The sequence below is a fragment of the Neglectibacter sp. X4 genome, assembly GCF_009917365.1.
Taxonomy (GTDB): Bacteria; Bacillota; Clostridia; order Oscillospirales; family Acutalibacteraceae; genus Acutalibacter.
Map to the genome: position 1 here is coordinate 36807 of NZ_QWLE01000006.1, position 19112 is coordinate 55918.

Sequence of the window (19112 nt, forward strand, 5' to 3'; positions counted from 1 at the left end):
ATGTCCAGGGAAGTTGCAGTGGAACTGACAAACATGTGCGTGGTGTGCGACGGCACGAGGGTGCTGGTGCAGGACCGGGCAAAGCCCGGCTGGTCGGGCATCACTTTCCCTGGCGGGCATGTGGAGCCGGGGGAGAGCATTACCGCTTCCGTTATCCGGGAAGTGAAAGAGGAGACGGGCCTCACCATAGAAAGCCCCAAACTCTGCGGCGTAAAGGACTGGATGCGGGAGGACGGCAGCCGGTATATGGTTCTTTTGTTTAAGGCGGAGAAGTTTTCCGGCAGCCTTGCCCCTTCCAGGGAAGGAAACGTCTTTTGGGCGGAGCGGTCACAATTGCCGCACATGAACCTGGCCCGCTCTATGAGGGAAACCATCGAGGTGCTGCTGGACGATACATTAAGCGAGTTATATTACACAGTCTATTCCCAAATTACAGACGGCAGCCACTGGGTGCTGCAATAAGGGGGAGCGTATGATGAGGGAAGTAAGGGCGGAAATCGCCAACATGTGTGTGATACAGGACGGCACAAAAGTGCTGGTGGAGGACAGGAAAGATCCTAAGTGGCCGGGAATCGCGTTCCCGGGGGGCCATGTGGAGCCGGGGGAAAGCATTACGGCTTCTGTTATACGGGAAGTGAAGGAGGAAACGGGGCTTGCCATTGAACATCCTACCCTTTGCGGCATTAAGACATGGACAAAGGAAAACGGCGCCCGCTACCTGCTTTTCTTTTATAAAACAGACAAATTTTCCGGGGAGCTGCAATCCTCGGAAGAAGGGGAGGTCTTTTGGGCCGAGCTGGATGCTCTGCCCGGGATGAACCTGGCAAAGGATATGGAACTGCACCTCCGCTTGTTCCAAGAGGACAATCTCAGCGAACTATACTGTGTAAGGCAAGAGGGCGGCACGAAAAAGGTGCTGCTGTAAAGGAGGGGCTTTTATGTCTCGGGAAATAAAAGCGGAAATCACCAACCTGTGCATGATACAGGATGGCACAAAGGTGCTGGTGCAGAACAGGCTTGCCAAAAACTGGCCCGGCATCACCTTCCCGGGCGGGCATGTGGATCCGGGGGAGAGCGTTACCGATTCTGTCATCCGGGAAGTAAAGGAGGAGACAGGGCTTGCCATTGAACATCCCACCCTTTGCGGCATCAAGGACTGGACGCGGGACGATGGCTCCCGTTACCTGCTTTTCTTTTATAAAACAGACAAATTTTCCGGGGAGCTGCAATCTTCGGAAGAAGGGGAGGTCTTTTGGGCCGAGCTGGATGCTCTGCCCGGGATGAACCTGGCGGAGGACATGGAGGCAAACCTCCGGGTGTTCCTGGAAGATGATATCAGCGAGTTTTACTACGATAGGCAGAACGGCGGCTGGGAAAGCCAGTTGTTCTAAACCAACTTTTTAAGGAGTGAAGGACATGAAACGCGAGGAAATCGCAGCATTTTATAAAGACCTGGACAGCTACAAAGACAAGACGGTGACAGTGTGCGGCTGGGTGCGCTCTGTGCGGGACTCCAAGGCTTTGGGCTTTATCGACTTAAACGACGGATCCAGCTTCAAGGGCGTGCAGGTGGTGTTTGAGGACGGAAAGATTGAAAACTTCAAGGAGATTGCCGCCCAGAACGCCGGGGCAGCCCTGCGGGTGACAGGCACCCTGCTTGCCACTCCAGGCATGAAGCAGCCTTTTGAAATCCACGCGGAAAAGATTGTGGTGGAGGGTGCCTCCGCTCCCGAATACCCCCTGCAGAAGAAGCGCCATGGGGTGGAGTTTTTGCGCACCATTGCCCATCTGCGCCCCCGCACCAACCTCTACAGCGCTGCTTTCCGCATCCGTTCAGCGGCGGCCTTTGCCATGCATAAGTTCTTCCAGGAGAACGGCTTTGTGTATATCCACACCCCCATCATCACCGCCACCGACTGCGAGGGCGCGGAAATGTTCCAGGTGACCACCCTTGACCCGGCAAACCCGCCCCGCACCCAGGAGGGCGGCGTGGACTACCACGAGGATTTCTTTGGCAAGCGGGTGTTCCTTTCCGGCTCCGGGCAGCTTCAGGTGGAGTGCATGGCCCAGGCCTTCTCCAAGGTGTACACCTTTGGCCCAACCTTCCGGGCAGAGCGCTCCAATACCCCCCGCCATGCTTCGGAGTTCTGGCACATCGAGCCGGAAATCGCCTTTGCCGACTTAAACGACGACATGGATCTGATTGAGTCCACGGTAAAATATGTTATTAACTATGTGCTGGAAACCTGTTCCCAGGACGTAGAGTTCTGCAGCCAGTTTGTGGATAAGGGCCTTTTAGAGCGCCTGCGCCATGTGGCCGGCTCCGACTTTGCCCGGGTGAGCTACACCGACGCCGTTGAGATTTTGAAAGAGCACAACGGCGAGTTTGAGTTCAAGGTGGAGTGGGGCGCGGACATCCAAACCGAGCACGAGCGGTATCTGGCGGAGAAGCACTTCGGCAGGCCCGTATTTGTCACCGACTATCCCAAGGAGATCAAGTCCTTCTACATGCGCATGAACGACGACGGCAAAACCGTTGCCGCCACCGACCTGCTGGTGCCCGGCATTGGGGAGCTGGTGGGGGCCAGCCAGCGGGAGGAGCGCTACGACGTGCTGAAGGCCCGCATGGCAGAGCTGGGCATGAGCGAGGAGGATTTCTGGTGGTATCTGGATCTGCGCCGCTTTGGCACCACCGTGCATTCCGGCTTTGGCATCGGCTTTGACCGCTTGGTGATGTACCTCACCGGCATCCAGAACATCCGGGACGTGCTGCCCTTCCCCCGCACCACCGGCACAGCGGAGTTTTAATATAGCTTTAAGTCCCCTGGCTTAGCCGGGGGATTTTTATTCAGACACCCCCCTGCAAAAGAAAACCCTTGACAAATCCCCAGAAAAAAGCTACTCTTTAAGAGGAACGAAGTCAGACAGGAAAAGCGAGGTGGACATTGTGAGCGTTCCGCGAAGCAGCGACGGCATAGTACCGGATCGATTATGGTTGAGGCACTGCGGGGCGCGCCTTTGCCCTTTCCGCTGATTTTCAGTCGGGGAGGCTCTGCGGGCTGGCAGGCCTGTCCGGTTTTGTGCCGTATCTCTCAAATAGTAAAGGAGGTACGGGAATATGGAAGAAAAAATTTTGGAGCTTTTGGAGGGGCGCGGCTTTTCCCAGGCCGCCGCTCTCTTAAAGGACATGAACCCCGCCGACGTGGCCCAGGTGCTGGGGGAGCTGCCAGAGCAGAAAATGCCTGTGGCCTTCCGGCTTTGCCCCAAGGAGCTGGCGGCAGACGCCTTTGCCTACATGCCCCCGGACGCACAGGAAATCCTGGTGCGTGGCTTCTCCGACAAGGAGCTGGAGGAGGTTATGGAGCAGCTCTTTGTGGACGATGCGGTGGACATGCTGGAGGAAATGCCGGCAAATGTCATCAAGCGGGTGCTGCGCCATGTGGATGCGGATACCCGGAAGATGATAAACCAGATGCTCAATTACCCCAAGGACAGCGCGGGAAGCATCATGACCATGGAGTATGTGGATTTAAAGCGCAGCATGACCGTGGAACAGGCTTTCGAGCGCATCCGTCGCACAGGCGTGGAAAAAGAAACGGTGTATACCTGCTATGTGACGGACAGCCGGCGGAAGCTGGAGGGTATTATCACAGTAAAAGACCTGCTGCTGGCCCCAAAGGACGCGGTACTGCGGGATATTATGGAAACAAATATCAAATTTGTTTCCACCCACACAGACCAGGAGGAGGCCGCCCGGGCCTTGAGCAAGTATGACTTCCTGGCCCTGCCTGTAGTGGACGGGGAAGAGCGGCTGGTGGGCATTGTCACAGTGGATGACGCCATTGACGTTATCCAGGAGGAGGCTACAGAGGATATTGAAAAGATGGCGGCTATGGCCCCGTCTGACAAGCCTTATATGAAAACCAGCATTTTGGACACCTGGAAAAAGCGGGTGCCCTGGCTGCTGTTTCTGATGATTTCCGCCACCTTTACCAGCAGCATTATCAACTCCTTTGAGGATGCCTTGGCGGCCAGCGTGGTGCTTACAGGTTTTATCCCTATGCTGATGGACACTGGAGGCAATTCCGGCTCCCAGTCCTCTATCACTATTATCCGTGGCCTGTCCCTGGGGGAGATACGGTATGGGGACGTGCCCCGCATCCTTTTAAAGGAAGGCTCTGTGGCCCTTATGTGCGGCTGCACCCTGGCTGTGGCGAATTTTATCAAGCTTATGCTCATTGACCGGGTGACGCTTTTAGTGGCAGGAGTGGTGTGCCTCACTCTCTTAATGGTGGTGCTGGTGGCAAATATTGTGGGCAGCACCCTGCCCATCTTAGCCAAGCGCCTGGGCTTTGACCCCACTGTAATGGCAAGCCCCCTTATCACGACCATTGTGGACGCAGTGTCCCTGGTGATTTATTTCAACATTGCCAAGGCTGTGCTGCGGATCTGAAAAGGCAGAAGAATAGGAAAAGGCCGCCTGAGGATATCCTCAGGCGGCCTTTTCCAGGCTTTTTTAGTTTTCCATATACTTTTCCAGCAGCCGGGCCACTTCTCTTACGTCGATAGGCTTTGCCACATGGGCGTTCATGCCGCAGTCCAGGCAGTGCTTGATGTCCTCGGAGAAAGCGTCTGCCGTCATGGCGATGATGGGCAGGTTCGCGTCTGGGTGATCCAGCTTGCGGATGGCCACAGCAGCCTCATAGCCTGTCATCACCGGCATACGGATGTCCATGAGAACAGCGCTGTAATGGCCGGGCTGGGAGTTTTGCAGCATTTCCACGCAGATTTGCCCGTTCTCCGCGTGATCCAACTGGAGGCCCAAATCAGTGAGCAACTCCTCTGCGATTTCCCAGTTCAGTTCGTTGTCCTCAGCCAGCAGGACGTGCTTGCCGTTAAAATCTATCGCATGGTGAGGGGATTCTTCCTTTGGCTCCCCTTCTTCTTTGCCGTCGGCAAATTTTTTCAGGCCATAGAACAGGGTAGACTTGAATAGAGGCTTGGAGATAAAGCCTGTTATGCCCGCCTGGCGGGCCTCGTCCTCAATCTCGCCCCAGTCGTAGGCGGAAATAAGCAGGATGGGGATGTCGCTTTCCATACGGGCGTGTATGGCTTTGGCTGTAGAGATGCCATCCATACCAGGCAGCTTCCAGTCCAGCAGGATAACCTGGTAGTCCTCCCGGCGCTGGTGCTTCTTCACAACCATTTCCACAGCTTCCTCGCCGGAAAGAACCCAGTCCGCCTTTATGCCGATAGACTGCAAAGCGCTGGCTGTGCTCTCGCAAAGCTGCTGATCATCGTCCACCACCAGCATGTTCCAGGGAGGCAGCACCATGTCCACCTCAGCCACCTCCGCCTTTTCAAAGTCCAGGGTCACGTTGAATTCCGTACCCACGCCCTGTTGGCTTTCCACCTGGATGGTGCCGCCCATGGCGTCCACAATGTACTTGGTGATAGCCATCCCCAGGCCGGTGCCCTCTGTGCGGTGGATCCGTGTGTTGTCCTCCCGTGTGAAGGAGTCGAATATCTTTTCCTTAAATTCCTCCGACATGCCCATGCCCGTGTCCTTTACCTGCAAAAGGATGCGCACATATTCCGCCCCTTTGGGGGATTCCGTTTCCCGCAGGGTAATCTGAATGGTGCCGCCCTCCGGCGTAAACTTAATGGCGTTGGAAAGGAAATTCAGCAGCACCTGGTTTAAGCGTACGCTGTCGCAGCAGACGTTTTCAGAGGAAATATCGTAGATGCAGACATTGAAGTTCTGGTGCTTGGCTTTCACCTGGGGCTGGACAATGCTAACAATGCTGTCCATCACTTCCCGCAGGGAAACCTGGTCAATATTCAAGGTCATCTTGCCGCTTTCAATTTTAGACATGTCCAGCACGTCGTTGATAAGCCCTAACAGGTGCTGGCTGGAAAGGGAGATCTTCTTCAGGCAGTGCTGCACCTGCTGGCGGTTTTCTATATTGGCGGTGGCAATAGCCGTCATGCCTACAATGGCGTTCATGGGGGTGCGGATGTCGTGGCTCATGTTGGACAAAAATTCGCTCTTTGCCTTGTTGGCGTGTTCCGCCACCTGCTGGGCCTTTTCCGCGTCCCGGCGCGCGTCCACCGCCATGGTCAGGGATTTTTCCGCTGTCTTCCTGGCATTGTCCAGCTCTACCATCTGCTGCCGGGTCAGCCGGAAATAATATACAAAAATGGAACCCAGCACAATGAGAATCAGGGCGCAGCCCCCCAGCACAAGGCTTGTCCAGGTGTTGCCCATGCTGCTCACCACTTCGTCCAGTTGGCCGTAGGGCATGGCGGTAACCAGATACCACTCTGAATTGGGCAGGGAGGTGCAGTATAGGTGCCGGCGCTCTCCGGGCAGATGGTATACCACAGAGTAAGGCTCGTTTTTCTGCATGGCTTCATAGAGATCCGTAATATGCTTTTCCGCTTCTTCCAGGTTCTCCCCCTGATACAGGGCGCGCAGGCGGTCAAAGTAGTTGCCCCGGTAAGCGTCGGAGCTTTGGATTACAAAGGTGCCGTCCTTGCGGATCACGTGGGAATACACCAGGGAGTTGCTTTCATCAGAGTCCAGGGCCAGAATTTGCTTGAAATAGTCTGTCGGCAGGGCCACCACCAGCGCCAGGCTTTCCCTGCCGTCTGCCATCTCATAGGCTGCCGGCACGCCCAGCAGCACAATGCTGTCATCTGTCTCGTCTGTACCCACAGCCACTTTCTTTTCCTGGCTCTGCATGGAGCGGAAAAACGGCTCCGGATCCGTTACCTGGATCTGTTCGCCGCAGAGCATCTCAAAGGCCCCATCCTCCGCATACAGCGCAAGGCTGACAAAGCCCCGCTCCAGGGCATTGCTGCCCATGTTTTCAGCCAAGGTGCCGTAGTCAGCGCTGCGGGGCGGATAATTTTGGACAATGCTTTCAATCTGGTTCAGATTATAGTCGATAGTTGTCTCAAAGTGCATGGAGATGCGTTCATTGAGGCCAGCCATATAGATGGTGCCAATTTCGCTGATAGTAGCCGAACTTTGGTAGTTCATATAGTAGGCGAGGAAGGTAAAGACAACAACGCACAGCAGCACCACCAAGGCCAGGCTGACCTTCAGGAAGCGCATGGTGTTGTATTTCATGTGGACATCCCCTCCTGGAAGCTTCTGATAGCGGTGACCGTGCGTCCATAGTCCTCCTTCACCCGCTCGCACAGAGGCCCGGCCTCCGGAGTGAGGCCGGAACGCAGGGCCTCGGTAAGCTCTGCGCTGGAAGCAAGCAGGGTGTTGAAGCCCAGGTTCTGGCACATGCCTTTAATGGTATGGGCCGCCCGGAAGGCTTCCTCGCTGTTGCCCTGCTCCAGGGAGGAAATCAGCAGATCATAACTTTTGTCATCCAAAAATTTCAGCACGAATTTCTGTATGAATTTGTCGCTGGGCAGGCGCCCCCGGACCTCGCTGTAATCTCCGCCGATTTCTGTGTACAATTCCTGAAGGGTCATGGTAGGTTGCTCCTCTCTGTATGTGCCCTCTGTAGGGCAGGATAGATAATATACGTAATGCTGCCGGGCAGATACAGCCGGCACACGCCTGAAAGTGTTCTGTCATTTATAGTAAATATTCAGCTTTCGGCTTTCCCGTCCTCTTTGCTCTCAATGGGGCTTAAAGACTGATCCGCATAATTGCCCCTTGTGGGCTTCAGGCTTTGCAAGGTGCCGTCATAGAACTGGAACCGGCCCCGGCCCGACTGCTTTACCGCATACAGGGCCTGATCCGCCGCCTTCAGCAGATCTGTAAACACAGGCTCCACCATCTCCGTGGTGGCTACCCCCATGCTCATGGAAACTGTGAAGCCCTGGAAATCCCCGCCGCTGATAGAGCGGTAGATACGGCGTATAACAGCCTCCAGCTCCTGCTGGTATTCCAGGAAGATAATGAACTCGTCGCCGCCCACCCGGGCCGCAATATCCATGCCGCGCACATTCTGCCGGAGCAGCTCTGCCACGTGGGCCAGCACATGGTTGCCAAAAGCGTGGCCATAGGTGTTGTTGGCGTCCTTGAAATGATCCAGGTCAAAGAAAGCCAAGGCATAGTTTGAATCCGGGTGCGCCTTCATTCTGGCCTCAATCTGCTTGCGGGCGCTGTTCAGGTTCAGCAGATCCGTCAGGCCGTCATAGGAAGCCATGCGCTCCAGGGATTCCAGGTTGGTGCGCATATCGTGGATGTCCACAGCCTTGCCGATGCAGCCTGTCATCTGGGGCGGTTCTTCCCCTTCCCACACCGTCTGCATGATGAACCGGAACCACCGCCACTTGTCGTTGTGGCGCAGCCTGCATTCATAGGTAACATACGGGTGCTCTGGGGAGGTGTCCTCCAGCATTTCCATAATGGTCTGCCAGTCCTGTTCATCCAGCAGGCCCATCAGGTTCTTGTTCTCAAAAGGCTCCATAATGATTTCATCCACGCCCAGCCACTTGGCGCCCCAGGAATTCAGGGATACCATAGAGGGCAGGATGGTGTATTCAAACTGAACCTCCTTGCTCATGGCCGCAAAGAAGCTGTACTTCATGCGCTCGTGCTCCAGAAGCTGCAGGGTGCGGCTGGAGGCGCTCAGCTCTTTATGCTGCGAAAGATTCTGTATCATGTCGGAAAGCTCTGCCTGGCTGGGGCCTTCAAATTCCTTGGGTTCCATTTCCCTGGCAATGTCCCCGGAAATATCTTCCAGGCAGGAGAGCAGCAGGGGATTGAAGGTGCCGCATTCCCCGTTCACAATCATTTCCACAGCCTTTTCATGGGTGAAGGGGGGCTTATACACCCGCTTGCTGGTCAGGGCGTCATACACGTCTGCCAAAGCCACTGTCTGGGCGGAAATGGGGATTTCATCCCCCTTCAGGCCGTCGGGATATCCCCTGCCGTCATAGCGCTCGTGGTGCCAGCGGCAGATGTCATAGGCCATCTTGACCACCTTTTCCGCGTGGTACATGTTCAGGCTTTCCAGCATCTGGGCGCCTATGAGGGAGTGGGTTTTCATAACGGCGAATTCCTCAGCCGTCAGCTTGCCGGGCTTGTTGAGGATTTTTTCGTCGATGGAAATTTTTCCAATGTCGTGCAGGGCCGAGGCCATGCTCATGGCGGCAATATTGTCCTTGGAAATGTGGTACTGATCCGTTTTCTGCACCAGCCGGCGCAGCAGCAGCTCGGTAAGCGTGCGCACATGCAGCACGTGCAGGCCGCTTTCCCCGTTTCGGAACTCCACGATATGGCTTAAAATATCCACCATCAGGGCGCTGCTCTGCTGTTTTTCATAGATCTGCTCTGCCACCAGGGCCTCCAGATCCTTCTGCTTGGCATACAGCAGCAGGGTGTTTTTCACGCGCCGGTGGACTATCTGGGCGTCAAAGGGGCGGCTGATAAAATCTGTAATGCCCATTTCATAGGCCTGGTCAATGCGGGAGGTGTTGCTTTCCGCAGAAATCATCACCACAGGCACAGATTCAATCCAGTGCCTGCGGTTCATAACCTCCAGCACGCCGAAGCCGTCCATGTTGGGCATGACGATATCCAGAAGCATCAGGGCAATTTCCGTGCTGTGGTTTTGCAAAAGGCCCACAGCCTGCAGGCCGTCTCCGGCCTCCAGCATTTCATATTCCCCCTCCAGCATATCCACCAGGATGGAGCGGTTCATTTCCGAGTCATCTACAATCAATATGGTTTGTCTGTTCGAGCTGGACACAGTATGCACACCCTCTTTATCTTCTGGACGGCAGCCTGCCGGGACGCGCCGCCAACAGGGTAACGTCAGGTTTTCATTTGTAACAGAAATAGCGCGGCGGGCGCCGCCCGCCGGAGGAAGGGCCTGTTTTGCGCCTGCCTGGAAAGCCGCCTGTCCCTTACAGCAGGACAGCCAGAACCCATAGCGCAAAATTCCCTATAATTATTGTAATATAAAGTGATGAAAATAGCAATAGTTTTCGGCAGATTCAGGGGAAGAATTTAGCGGGAATTTTTCGCCCCTGTACAGGCTTTTTTTATCTATCCTTCCCATGCTGCAAAAAACACAGAAAAGGCGCTGTTTGCGCCTTTTCTGTGCCTTTTGCGGGCTTTATGGCAAAGGAGGATATTCTACTCTGCGTTTAAAAAAGCCTCGTTGATTGTCACCCCGAAATCCCTGGCAATGTCCCGGATGCCGCTGTCCGGGATGGTCTGCCCTGTCCGGCCGCCCCCGGCAGACTGCACCAGCATGTAAATCTCCGCAGCCTTTTCAATGGTGTGCATCAGCCCGAAGGCTGTGTCCAGATCCGGCCCGGACACAAACAGCCCATGGTGGGCCCACACCGCCGCGTCGTAGGTTTTCATCAGCCCGCTTGTCACATGGGCAATTTCCGCCCCGCCGGGCACCATCCAGGGGGCCACCCCCACGCCTTGGGGGAACACCACCGGGCACTCCGTTTCGCTTTTCCACAAGGCCCTGGTGAAGTCCCGGGCAGTCAGGGGCAGGATGTAGGTCATGGCCACAATGTTCACCGGGTGGGCATGGTAAATCACCCGGTTTTCCCCCTTTGTAACCTCCTTGCGCACGCTGTGGTTGAGAAAGTGGCTGGGGAACTCGCTGGTGGGCCTGCCGCCCTTTTCCAGCCCCCACACAATCCGCCAACTGTCCCCGGCATCGTTGATTTCCAGTATGCACAGGTTATCCTCCGGGGCAAGGGGCACGTTGCGGAAATATTTCCCGCTGCCTGTGGCAATAAAATACGTCCCCCGCAGGTTTTCCGCCTGCACCCCCATCTGCACCCACTCCCCGCAGGCTTCCCGGAAGAAAGGCTTCAGGGCTTCCGCCTCCTCAGCCTTCAGCAGATAGGTAAGGTTGCCGCCGTTGCGCTCGTGCCAGCCCTGGAGCCAGCCGTCCTCGCAGGTGCGGATAAAAGCTTGCAGTATCTCCGTGTCTGTTATTTTCATGCTTCCTCCTAAATCCGTTTCAGCAATACGTCACGCTCATAGGCTTCCACTTCTTTAAACCAGTCCCGGCCTCCGGGCACGCCCTGCATCTGGCAGTAATGCTCCCACACGTCTCCAAAAGGCAGGGTTTTCAGTTCCTCCCCGGTCATGAGAAGCTCTGTAAACCGCCCCTCTTCCTGCATGTTCTTCATGTCCTCCCAGGGCTGGAGCAAGGCGTACAGCAGGGCTTTTTCCATGCTCCGGGTGCCGATAACCCAAGCCGCCACCCGGTTGATGGAGGCGTCGAAGAAGTCTAGGCCGATAAGCACCTTCTCCAAAGCGCCGCTGCGCACAATTTCCTTGGCAATTTCCTGGATTTCTTCCTGGTACAGCACCACATGGTCGCTGTCCCACCGCACCGGGCGGCTGACGTGCAGGGGCACCTTGTCAAAAACCGTCAGCAGGCTGGAAATCTTGTCGCTGATATATTCTGTGGGGTGGTAGTGCCCGCTGTCCAGCAGGTTATAAACCCCGGGATGGGTGCAGGCATAGCCTAAATAGAACTCCGCTGAGCCAACGGTGTAGGACTCCAGCCCAATGCCGAACACCTTGCTTTCCACGCAGTCCAGGATCCCCGGCAGCTTTTCCGCGAAGATTTCGTCCAGGCTCTTTTGCAGCCGCAGCCGCGGCCCCAGCCTGTCGGCGGGGATGTCCTTCAGCCCGTCGGGAATCCACACGTTGCACAGCACAGGGGAGCCAAGCTCTCCCGCCATATAAGAGGCAATGCGCCTGCACTGGATGCCATGGCGCACCCAGAAGGCCCGCACCTCCTCTAGGGGGGAGGAGAGGGTAAGGCCGCCCTTCACCATGGGGTGGCTGAAAAAGGTGGGGTTAAAGTCTATCCCCAGGCCGTTTTCCTTGGCAAAGGCCACCCACTTTGCAAAATGCTCCGGCAGCAGCCCGTCCCGGTCTGCCCGCTGCCCCTCCTCAAAAACCGCGTAGCTTGCGTGGAGGTTCAGCCGCTTTTTCCCGGGGATAAGGGAGCAGGCCTTTAAAAAGTCAGCGCACAGTTCCTCAAAATTCCTGGCCCGTCCAGGATAATCCCCTGTGGCCTGTATGCCCCCGGAAAGGGCCTGTCCGCTGCCCTCCAGGCCGGTAACATCGTCACCCTGCCAGCAGTGGATGCTCACAGGCACCTCCCGCAAGGCTGCCAGGGCTTTTTCCACGTCTACCCCCCAGGCGGCATACTGCTCTTTTGCGCTTTCAAACCTTGTCATAACCCTTCCTCCTCTGTAAAATTGACTATCTCTATGGGAAAGCTTTCCCGGATGCAGGCCCGGGCCTCCAGAAGTCCTGAAAATTCCCCGCCGGCTTCCATCTGCACCAGCAGGTTCCCCAGGGCTGTGCCCTCTGTAGGCCCGGCGTACACAGGCAGGCCCGTTTCCCTTGCGGTCAGTTCGTTAAGCAGGCTGTCCCGGCTGCCCCCGCCCACAATGTGTATCCGGCGGTATCTTTTCCCTGTAAGGCTTTCCAGTTCCTGTATGGCGTCCCAGTAACAGGCCGCCAAGCTGTGGTACACACAGGCGGCAAGCTCTCCCAGGCTTTGGGGAACCTGCTGGCCTGTGGTTTCGCAGTAATCCCTCACAGCCCCCGCCATGCTTTCCGGGGCCAAAAAGCTTTGGTGGTTCACGTCCACCCGGGAGGGGAAAGCTTCGGCTGCCCGGGCGGCCTGCTCCAGCTCCCCAAAGGAAACCGGGGCAAATTCCCGCCGCAGGGACTGGAGCATCCAAAGCCCCATAATGTTTTTCAGGTACCGGAAGCGGTACTGATACCCGCCCTCGTTGGTGAAATTGGCCCTGCGGCTTGCCTCTGTGGTGACAGGCTCCCGGTTTTCGACGCCTAAAAGGCTCCAGGTGCCGCTGGAAAGGGTGACGCCCTCCTCGTCCAGGGCAGGGACAGCCAGAAAGGCGGAGCCTGTGTCATGGGTGGCGGGCAGCACCACCTGGCAGTTAAACCCCGCGGCCTGCTGTATCTCCGGCAGCAGCCCCCCTAAAACCGTCCCCGGCATGCGCGGCTCTCCGAAAATATGGGGAGGCAGGCCCAGCCTTTCCAGCAGTTCCCTGTCCCAGGTTTTCTCCCGGGCATTTATCAGGGACGTGGTGGTGGCGTTGGTATATTCGTTTTCCATCACCCCTGTCAGCCGGTAGTGGAGGTAGTCCGGCACCATCAGAAAGCGGCTGGCCTTTTGGAAAGTGCCCGGCTGTTCCTTTTGCAGGGCCGCAAGCTGGTAGATGGTGTTAATTTCCATGCGCTGTATCCCTGTCCGGGCATACAGCTCCTCCGGCGGGATAAGCCTGTCCAGCTCCTCCGGCAGCCCCCGGGTGCGGCTGTCCCGGTAGGCCACCGGGTCTGTTAAAGGCGCGCCGTCCCTGCCCACCAGCAGGAAATCCAGCGCCCAGGTGTCAATGCCCATGGCACAGGGGATTTTCCCCGCCTTGGCGCAGGCCCGCATCCCTTCTAAGACATGGGAGAACAGGGCCTCCATGTCCCAGCAGAGTCTGCCGCCCCTTTTGTGCAGCTTGTTTTCAAAGCGGTATACCTCCTCCAGCCGGATTTTCCCTTCCTCCAGCCATCCCAGGATATGCCTGCCCGAGGAAGCGCCGATGTCCACTGCCAGATAAAGCTTGTTTTCCATAGGCTATGGCTCCTTTCTGCCTATCACTATACCGCAAAAGGCATAAAAAAGTAAGGACGTGTTTTAAAACTTATACGTCCTTACTTTGCAGGGGCTTTTCCGCCCGGTATTCTTTGGGCGACATCCCATAGTCCTCCCGGAACCGCCTGTAAAAATAGCTGCTGTTTTCATAGCCCACCGCCGCGATGATATCCTCCACTGGCAGGGAGGTTTCCGCCAAAAGCTGGGCCGCCTTTTTCAGGCGCTTTTCCCGCAGCAGCTCTTTAAAGGTGCGCCCGGTTGCCTGCCGCACAGCGGAGCTTAAATAAGACAGGGACACATGGCGTTCCTGTGCCAGGCGGGTTAAATCCGCCTCCCGGTAGTTTTCCTCAATTTCCCGCAGGGCCGCCAGCACCATGCCCCCGGGCAGATCCCCCCGGGAGGAGAGGGTTTCCACATGGTTTAAAAGCTGCAAAAGCAGCAGGCCCATGGTGGCCTGGGTGATGCGGCCGGCGTTCTGCTGGGGACAGGCCAGACTCCACAAAAGGTTTTCCACCAGGTTCTGTACCTGGGGAGCCTTTGCCACCTTGAAGTGCAGGCAGCTTATTTCCCCGCCGCCCCGGCGCAGGCCCTCCAGCAGGAAGCGGGCCAGCACGTTGTCTGTGCCGATAAGCTCCAGGGCATAGTCGAAAAAAGGGGGGAGCACGATGAAGTTTACGCCCACGTCCTCCAGGCCTGCCCGGGCCACCTGGTGCCGGGCGTGCTGGTTGAGGAACAGAAGCTCTCCCGCCCCCAGGGTCAGGGAGGGGCCGCCGTTTACGGTGTGTACCGTCTGCCCGCTGCACATGTACATGATTTCAATGTAATTGTGGGCATGCTCCGGGAAAGCCGTAAACCGGGTGTGGGGCCGCACGGTGATAAGCCTGCCCCGGCTTAAAAGCTTCTCCCTGTCCACAGTGAATTCCCGCCGAGAGGTGTAAAGCTCCCGTTCCAGCGCCCCGCCTGCCAGCAGCCGCTCCTCCTCGGGGGTCACCCGGCGCAGTTGCTCCATCAATTCTTCACGCATAAGGTCGCCTCCGGCGGACAAGGGAACTTTTTTCAGGAAAAAGTTCCCTTGCAATCTTCAAAAACCTTACTGTCTCCTGCCTCCCTGGGTCAAGCCAGCGGGAGCAGGTAAAAATAAAAGAAAAATTAGAAAATTTGAAAACGCAAAAGTTTCGTCCACCTTTTCAAAGGTGGTGGGGTTCTTAGGGGTGAAACCCCTAAGCCGTCGGAGACATAAAGCACCCTTAGGTGTGGATGTCCAGCAGCTTCTGCTTCAGCTCGCCCTCCAGCCGGCCGATTTCCGCCTCGGCGGCCCGGCGCTTTGCCCGGCCCTCGTCCTGGATTTTCACCACCTCGTCCAGGGTCTGGATAAGGGACTGGTTTGTCATGCGCAGGGTTTCCATGTCCACAATGCCCCGCTCCGACTCCCGGGCTGTCTCGATGGTGCTGATTTTCAGCTTCTCCGCGTTCCGGCGCAGCAGCTCGTTCGTCATGTCCGTCACTTCCCGCTGGGCCTTCACCGCCTGCTCGGAGTGGGCCACGCCCAAGGCCAGCACCATCTGGCTCTTCCACAGGGGGATGGTGTTCACCAGGGTGGACTGGATTTTCTCCGTCATCAGCTTGTCGTTGTTCTGCACAAGCCGTATCTGGGGGGACATCTGCACGCTCACCATGCGGGTAAGCTCCAGATCGTGGAGCTTCTTTTCAAAGTTGTCGCACTGCTGGGCAAAGTCGTTGGCCGCCTGGGCGTCCTCCGCAAGGCCTGTGCGCTGGGCCTTGGCCTTTAATTCTTCCAGGGTGGTGGCCCGCTCCTTCTGCAGCTTCTTTTTGCCGGCAATGATGTACATGGAAAGCTCTTTGTGGTAGTTCAGGTTCATCTCATAAAGCTTGTCCAGCATCACAACGTCCTTCATAAGCTGCACCTGATGGGCCTCCAGGGCAGCAGCAATTTTATTCACGTTGGTTTCAGCGGAGTCATACCGGGCCTTCATGGCGGTTATTTTGTTGCTTGTGTTTTTAAAGAAGCCGAAAAAGCCTTTTTTCTCCTCCTCGTCAATGTCAAAGCCCTTCAGCTCCACCACCAGATGGGAAATCTGATCCCCCACCTCGCCCAGATCCTTGGTGCGCACGTTGTTCAGCGCCGTGTCGGAAAAGGACGCGATTTTCTTCTGGGCCGCGGAGCCGTATTGCAGCACCATGGTGCTGTTCTGCAAATCTATCTTTTCAGAAAACTCCTCCACCACCTTCTGCTCCTCCGGGGTGAGCGCGCTTTCGTCCAAAGTGGTGGCCTCCGGCTTCTTTTCCTCCAGCGGCGCTTCCTGCTCCAGGGTCAGGGCCGGGGGTTCCAGGCCCTCCAGAGTCAGGGCGGGTATGCCCGGGGCCTCCTGCTCCAGGGCCAGCTTCTGTTCGTTTTCCATGTGGCGTCCCTCCTCAAAAAATGTGTGCAAAAAGATATAAGAAATGCAGAAGCTGTACCGGGAAACTTTATGGGATAGCCTGCTGGTACAGCTTCATAAAAGCGCTGGGATCCGTTTGAAATCCTGCCGCCTTACAGGGAAGGCTTTGTTTTGTCCTCCACAAACCCCTCCTGCTCCAGCATGGACTCAAACACTGTAATGTCGGCGGAAATGTCCATGGCCTCGTCGGTGAAAAGGGAGTCGAGCTGCTTTTCAAAGGCGTCGGCTACCGTATGCATCATGCCCGCGATGTTGAACATGGTAGAGGTGATGTTTTCTCCCTTTACAGACTGCCGGGAAAGCCGCTCATAGCTGCCTAAAAGCTTCAGGGTGGTGGGCAGGTAATAGTTCATAAATTTGCGGATTTGCGGGGCTTTGCCTGGGTGGTCGGCAATATAGGCGAAAATATCGGCGGAAGCCCGTTCCATGCGGTCAATATCCTCAGACAAAGCCTCGTCGGGAATGGCGTCGTTTGCCGCCCGCAGCTTCCTGAGATACCCGTTGCCCTCGTCGATAATCTTATCCACCTCCGGGTTCCCGGTGCGGGAGGGCTTCGCCTCCTCCTGGGGCTTTTCCGGTTCTTTGGGCTTTACAGGCTCCGGCTCCACAGGCACAAATTCCTTTTTGCCCTTGAAAAGCGCGGCAGAACCCAGAAACACCAGCACCAGCACCAGGGCAAATATGCCGAAGTGAAACATGTTATACATGGGGAACATCTGGGAATAGAGCACTGCCGCCGCCCCTGTAATGTAGAACTTGGCGGGGCTGCCCCGGCGCACCACCTTCATAGGGGGCATTTTCGGCGCGGGGGCCGGGGTGACGCCTCCCGGGCGGCGGGCGGGCTGGGGGGCCGGCCTGGGAGCGGTCTGCCAGGTTTGGCCCTTTGGCTTCTGGTATGCCTGCTGCCGGTATCCTGGGGGCACCTTATTGGTAGGAGGCGGCGTTTGCTGGGGGGGCTGTTTATAGACGTGCTGCTGCCGGTATCCCGGCGGCACCTTGTTGGTGGGAGGAGGGGCCGGGCGGGGCTGGGCGCCTGGGTTTCCATAAGGATGGCGGGCGCCCCCCTTCATGCCGGCGGCAAAGCCGTTTATGGCCCCGTCAATGCCGGCGGCGGCGCGGCCCAGGCCCTCTGCCAGCTTGTCGGCCCCTGCCCCGGTGAGCTTTCTATACATCTGGGAGGCACGGTATTCCTCCTCCAACGGCCTGTTTCCATATTGGTTCATACGCATCGCCATGCGGTATAAGGGCCGCGCCCGTACCGCTCCTTTCTCTCATTCGTTATGTACCTGCCCGGGGCGCCCCGGGTTCCGTTCCTTTTTATTCAGAGTATCTAAATCCCCACTTTTATTTTACGTGGAAATCGACTTTCTGTCAACCTGGTATAGCCATTCCGTTTGAAAATATCTTTTCCAGGCAAAGGGATATCCTGCCGCTGGTTCCTTATTAGAATGATGAACAAACTGTGAATAATGGGAATTTGCGGCGAAAAACCCGCATTTTGTAAACTGTTTGTAATATTTTGTAACCTATTGTCATTTTTGCGGGAGAGCGGGCAAAGCGCCAGAGGCTGTTTGAAAACAGCCTCTAAAGGGAATAGGGGTTCCCCACCAGGGGATACAGCTTTTTCACCATATCCCCCTGGGCAATGCCTGCTGTAAAAGCTGTGGCGCAGCCTGCCGCCACGCCCCAGCGCAAAGCGCCCTCCCCGGTGCCATGGAGGCTCCAGCCGTACAGGAACCCTGCCACCAGGGAATCCCCGGCCCCTACGGCGGAAACAGCCTCTCCCCGGGCGGCCCGGCAGAAAAGCCGCCTGCCGGTGCTGTCTGCCAGCAGCGCCCCCTTTTCGCCCATAGACACCACCACGTTCTGGGCGCCCATTTCCCGCAGCATCCCGGCATATTCGGCGGCCTGGGAAACTGTGGCGATTTCCACCTGGAAAAGCTCCTCCAGCTCCTGCAGGTTGGGCTTTATCAGGAAGGGCCTGCGGCAGAGGACGGCTTTCAGGGCCTCCCCGGAGGCGTCCACCACTGTAAGAACGCCTTTCTCTGCGGCCTGCCCCAGCAGCCGGACATAGATATCCCTTGGCAGGGAGGCGGGCACGCTGCCCGCCAGCACCAGCCCGTCCCCAGGCCCCAGTGCCGCGCACTTCTCTTCCAGCTTTTCCAGAAAGGGCAGAGGGATTTCCGGGCCGTCCCCGTTCAGTTCGGTAACCCCGCCGTCCCCGCCCAGCAGCTTGAGGTTGATGCGGGTGCAGCCCGCGGGCAGGGGGAGGAAGTCTGTTTTGCAGCCCTGGGCCGCAAGCTGCCGCTCTACCTCCTGGCCGGTAAAGCCTCCCAGAAAGCCCAGGGCGCAGTTCTCCACCCCCAGGGAGGTGAGCAGCAGGGACACGTTGATCCCCTTGCCGCCGGCGATAAAGTCCCCCTGCCCATAGCGGGCCGCCCCACCGGAAGCCGGGGCGGCAGGGGCAGAGAGATCCAGGGCGGGGTTGAGGGTTACCGTATATACCATAATAAAGTCACGTCCTTACAACATTCTTAAAGGATTCTATCAATTTGTAAAAATTTTTTTCCTGCCCGCATAATCCCTGCCTGGCCGGGGCAGGCTATAGAGTGTTTCAAAACTCTATTTTGTACAGAAAGGGTCATGACCATGAAAGGTATGTGTAAAAAAATTCTGGGGGCGCTTGCGCTGTGCGCCCTTCTGGCCGTAAGCCTTACAGCCTGCGGCAACGGCAAGGTGGGCAGCGACGTTTCCAGCGCTGTGTCCAAGGCCGGCAGCGCTATCAGCAGCACTGCCAGCAAGGCAGGCTCCAAGCTGGAGGAAGCAGTGGATCCGGACAGCTCCAGCAGGGCGGACAGCAGCATGGAGTCCACAAAGGACATCAGCAGCCGCCCGGACAGCGAAGCTGCTGAATAAAACACTGGCTCTTGGCCCGGGGACACAAAATCCCCGGGCCTCTACATAACGATTCAGATAAAACTTTTTTAGAAAGCCTGTTGCCAAAGCCTGT

General features: G+C 56.9%; 16 protein-coding genes. 6 read left to right on the forward strand and 10 right to left on the reverse strand.

Annotated elements, in window-relative coordinates; genetic code table 11:
- From D1841_RS04785 to mgtE, 5 genes are all read left to right on the forward strand, one after another.
- Positions 1 to 462, forward strand: coding sequence for an 8-oxo-dGTP diphosphatase (locus D1841_RS04785; protein WP_161879890.1), 462 nt, complete (start codon positions 1 to 3; stop codon positions 460 to 462).
- 10 nt (positions 463 to 472) lie between these two features.
- Positions 473 to 925, forward strand: a complete 453-nt coding sequence (locus D1841_RS04790) for an 8-oxo-dGTP diphosphatase (protein ID WP_160641524.1) — start codon at positions 473 to 475, stop codon at positions 923 to 925.
- A gap of 13 nt (positions 926 to 938) precedes the next feature.
- Positions 939 to 1391, forward strand: a complete 453-nt coding sequence (locus D1841_RS04795; protein WP_160641525.1) for an 8-oxo-dGTP diphosphatase — start codon at positions 939 to 941, stop codon at positions 1389 to 1391.
- A 25-nt stretch (positions 1392 to 1416) separates the two neighbouring features.
- On the forward strand, positions 1417 to 2808 hold the full coding sequence (gene asnS / locus D1841_RS04800) for an asparagine--tRNA ligase (RefSeq protein ID WP_160641526.1): 1392 nt from the start codon (positions 1417 to 1419) through the stop codon (positions 2806 to 2808).
- Positions 2809 to 3118: 310 nt separating this feature from the next.
- Positions 3119 to 4453: a magnesium transporter gene (gene mgtE / locus D1841_RS04805; protein WP_160641527.1), complete on the forward strand. Its 1335-nt coding sequence runs from the start codon at positions 3119 to 3121 to the stop codon at positions 4451 to 4453.
- Between the two features lie 63 nt (positions 4454 to 4516).
- Here the strand turns inward: mgtE and D1841_RS04810 are convergent, their stop codons facing one another.
- From D1841_RS04810 to D1841_RS04855, 10 genes are all read right to left on the reverse strand, one after another.
- A complete protein-coding gene (locus tag D1841_RS04810; protein WP_160641528.1) occupies positions 4517 to 7135 on the reverse strand; it encodes a response regulator in 2619 nt (872 codons plus the stop codon).
- Positions 7132 to 7494 (reverse strand): Hpt domain-containing protein, encoded by a 363-nt coding sequence (locus D1841_RS04815; protein ID WP_160641529.1) that lies wholly within the window; start codon positions 7492 to 7494, stop codon positions 7132 to 7134. Before D1841_RS04815 ends, D1841_RS04810 begins: the two co-directional genes overlap by 4 nt.
- Positions 7495 to 7613: 119 nt before the next feature.
- Positions 7614 to 9725: a diguanylate cyclase gene (locus tag D1841_RS04820; RefSeq protein ID WP_160641530.1), complete on the reverse strand. Its 2112-nt coding sequence runs from the start codon at positions 9723 to 9725 to the stop codon at positions 7614 to 7616.
- A gap of 389 nt (positions 9726 to 10114) precedes the next feature.
- On the reverse strand, positions 10115 to 10948 hold the full coding sequence (rhaD, locus tag D1841_RS04825) for a rhamnulose-1-phosphate aldolase (protein ID WP_160641531.1): 834 nt from the start codon (positions 10946 to 10948) through the stop codon (positions 10115 to 10117).
- Between the two features lie 8 nt (positions 10949 to 10956).
- Positions 10957 to 12204: an L-rhamnose isomerase gene (locus D1841_RS04830; RefSeq protein ID WP_160641532.1), complete on the reverse strand. Its 1248-nt coding sequence runs from the start codon at positions 12202 to 12204 to the stop codon at positions 10957 to 10959.
- Positions 12201 to 13622, reverse strand: coding sequence for a rhamnulokinase (gene rhaB / locus D1841_RS04835; protein ID WP_160641533.1), 1422 nt, complete (start codon positions 13620 to 13622; stop codon positions 12201 to 12203). The genes D1841_RS04830 and rhaB overlap by 4 nt, the downstream gene beginning before the upstream one ends.
- 70 nt (positions 13623 to 13692) lie before the next feature.
- The gene (locus tag D1841_RS04840) at positions 13693 to 14667 is read right to left on the reverse strand and encodes an AraC family transcriptional regulator (protein WP_160641534.1); all 975 of its coding nucleotides are present in this window, start codon (positions 14665 to 14667) and stop codon (positions 13693 to 13695) included.
- Between the two features lie 223 nt (positions 14668 to 14890).
- A complete protein-coding gene (locus D1841_RS04845) occupies positions 14891 to 16063 on the reverse strand; it encodes a toxic anion resistance protein (protein ID WP_160641535.1) in 1173 nt (390 codons plus the stop codon).
- Between the two features lie 131 nt (positions 16064 to 16194).
- On the reverse strand, positions 16195 to 17325 hold the full coding sequence (locus tag D1841_RS04850) for a 5-bromo-4-chloroindolyl phosphate hydrolysis family protein (RefSeq protein ID WP_160641536.1): 1131 nt from the start codon (positions 17323 to 17325) through the stop codon (positions 16195 to 16197).
- 361 nt (positions 17326 to 17686) lie between these two features.
- Positions 17687 to 18610, reverse strand: a complete 924-nt coding sequence (locus tag D1841_RS04855; RefSeq protein ID WP_160641537.1) for a 1-phosphofructokinase family hexose kinase — start codon at positions 18608 to 18610, stop codon at positions 17687 to 17689.
- Positions 18611 to 18760: 150 nt separating this feature from the next.
- Here D1841_RS04855 and D1841_RS04860 point away from each other — a divergent pair, with 150 nt between their 5' ends.
- Positions 18761 to 19018, forward strand: a complete 258-nt coding sequence (locus tag D1841_RS04860; protein WP_160641538.1) for a hypothetical protein — start codon at positions 18761 to 18763, stop codon at positions 19016 to 19018.
- Positions 19019 to 19112 lie beyond the last annotated feature (94 nt).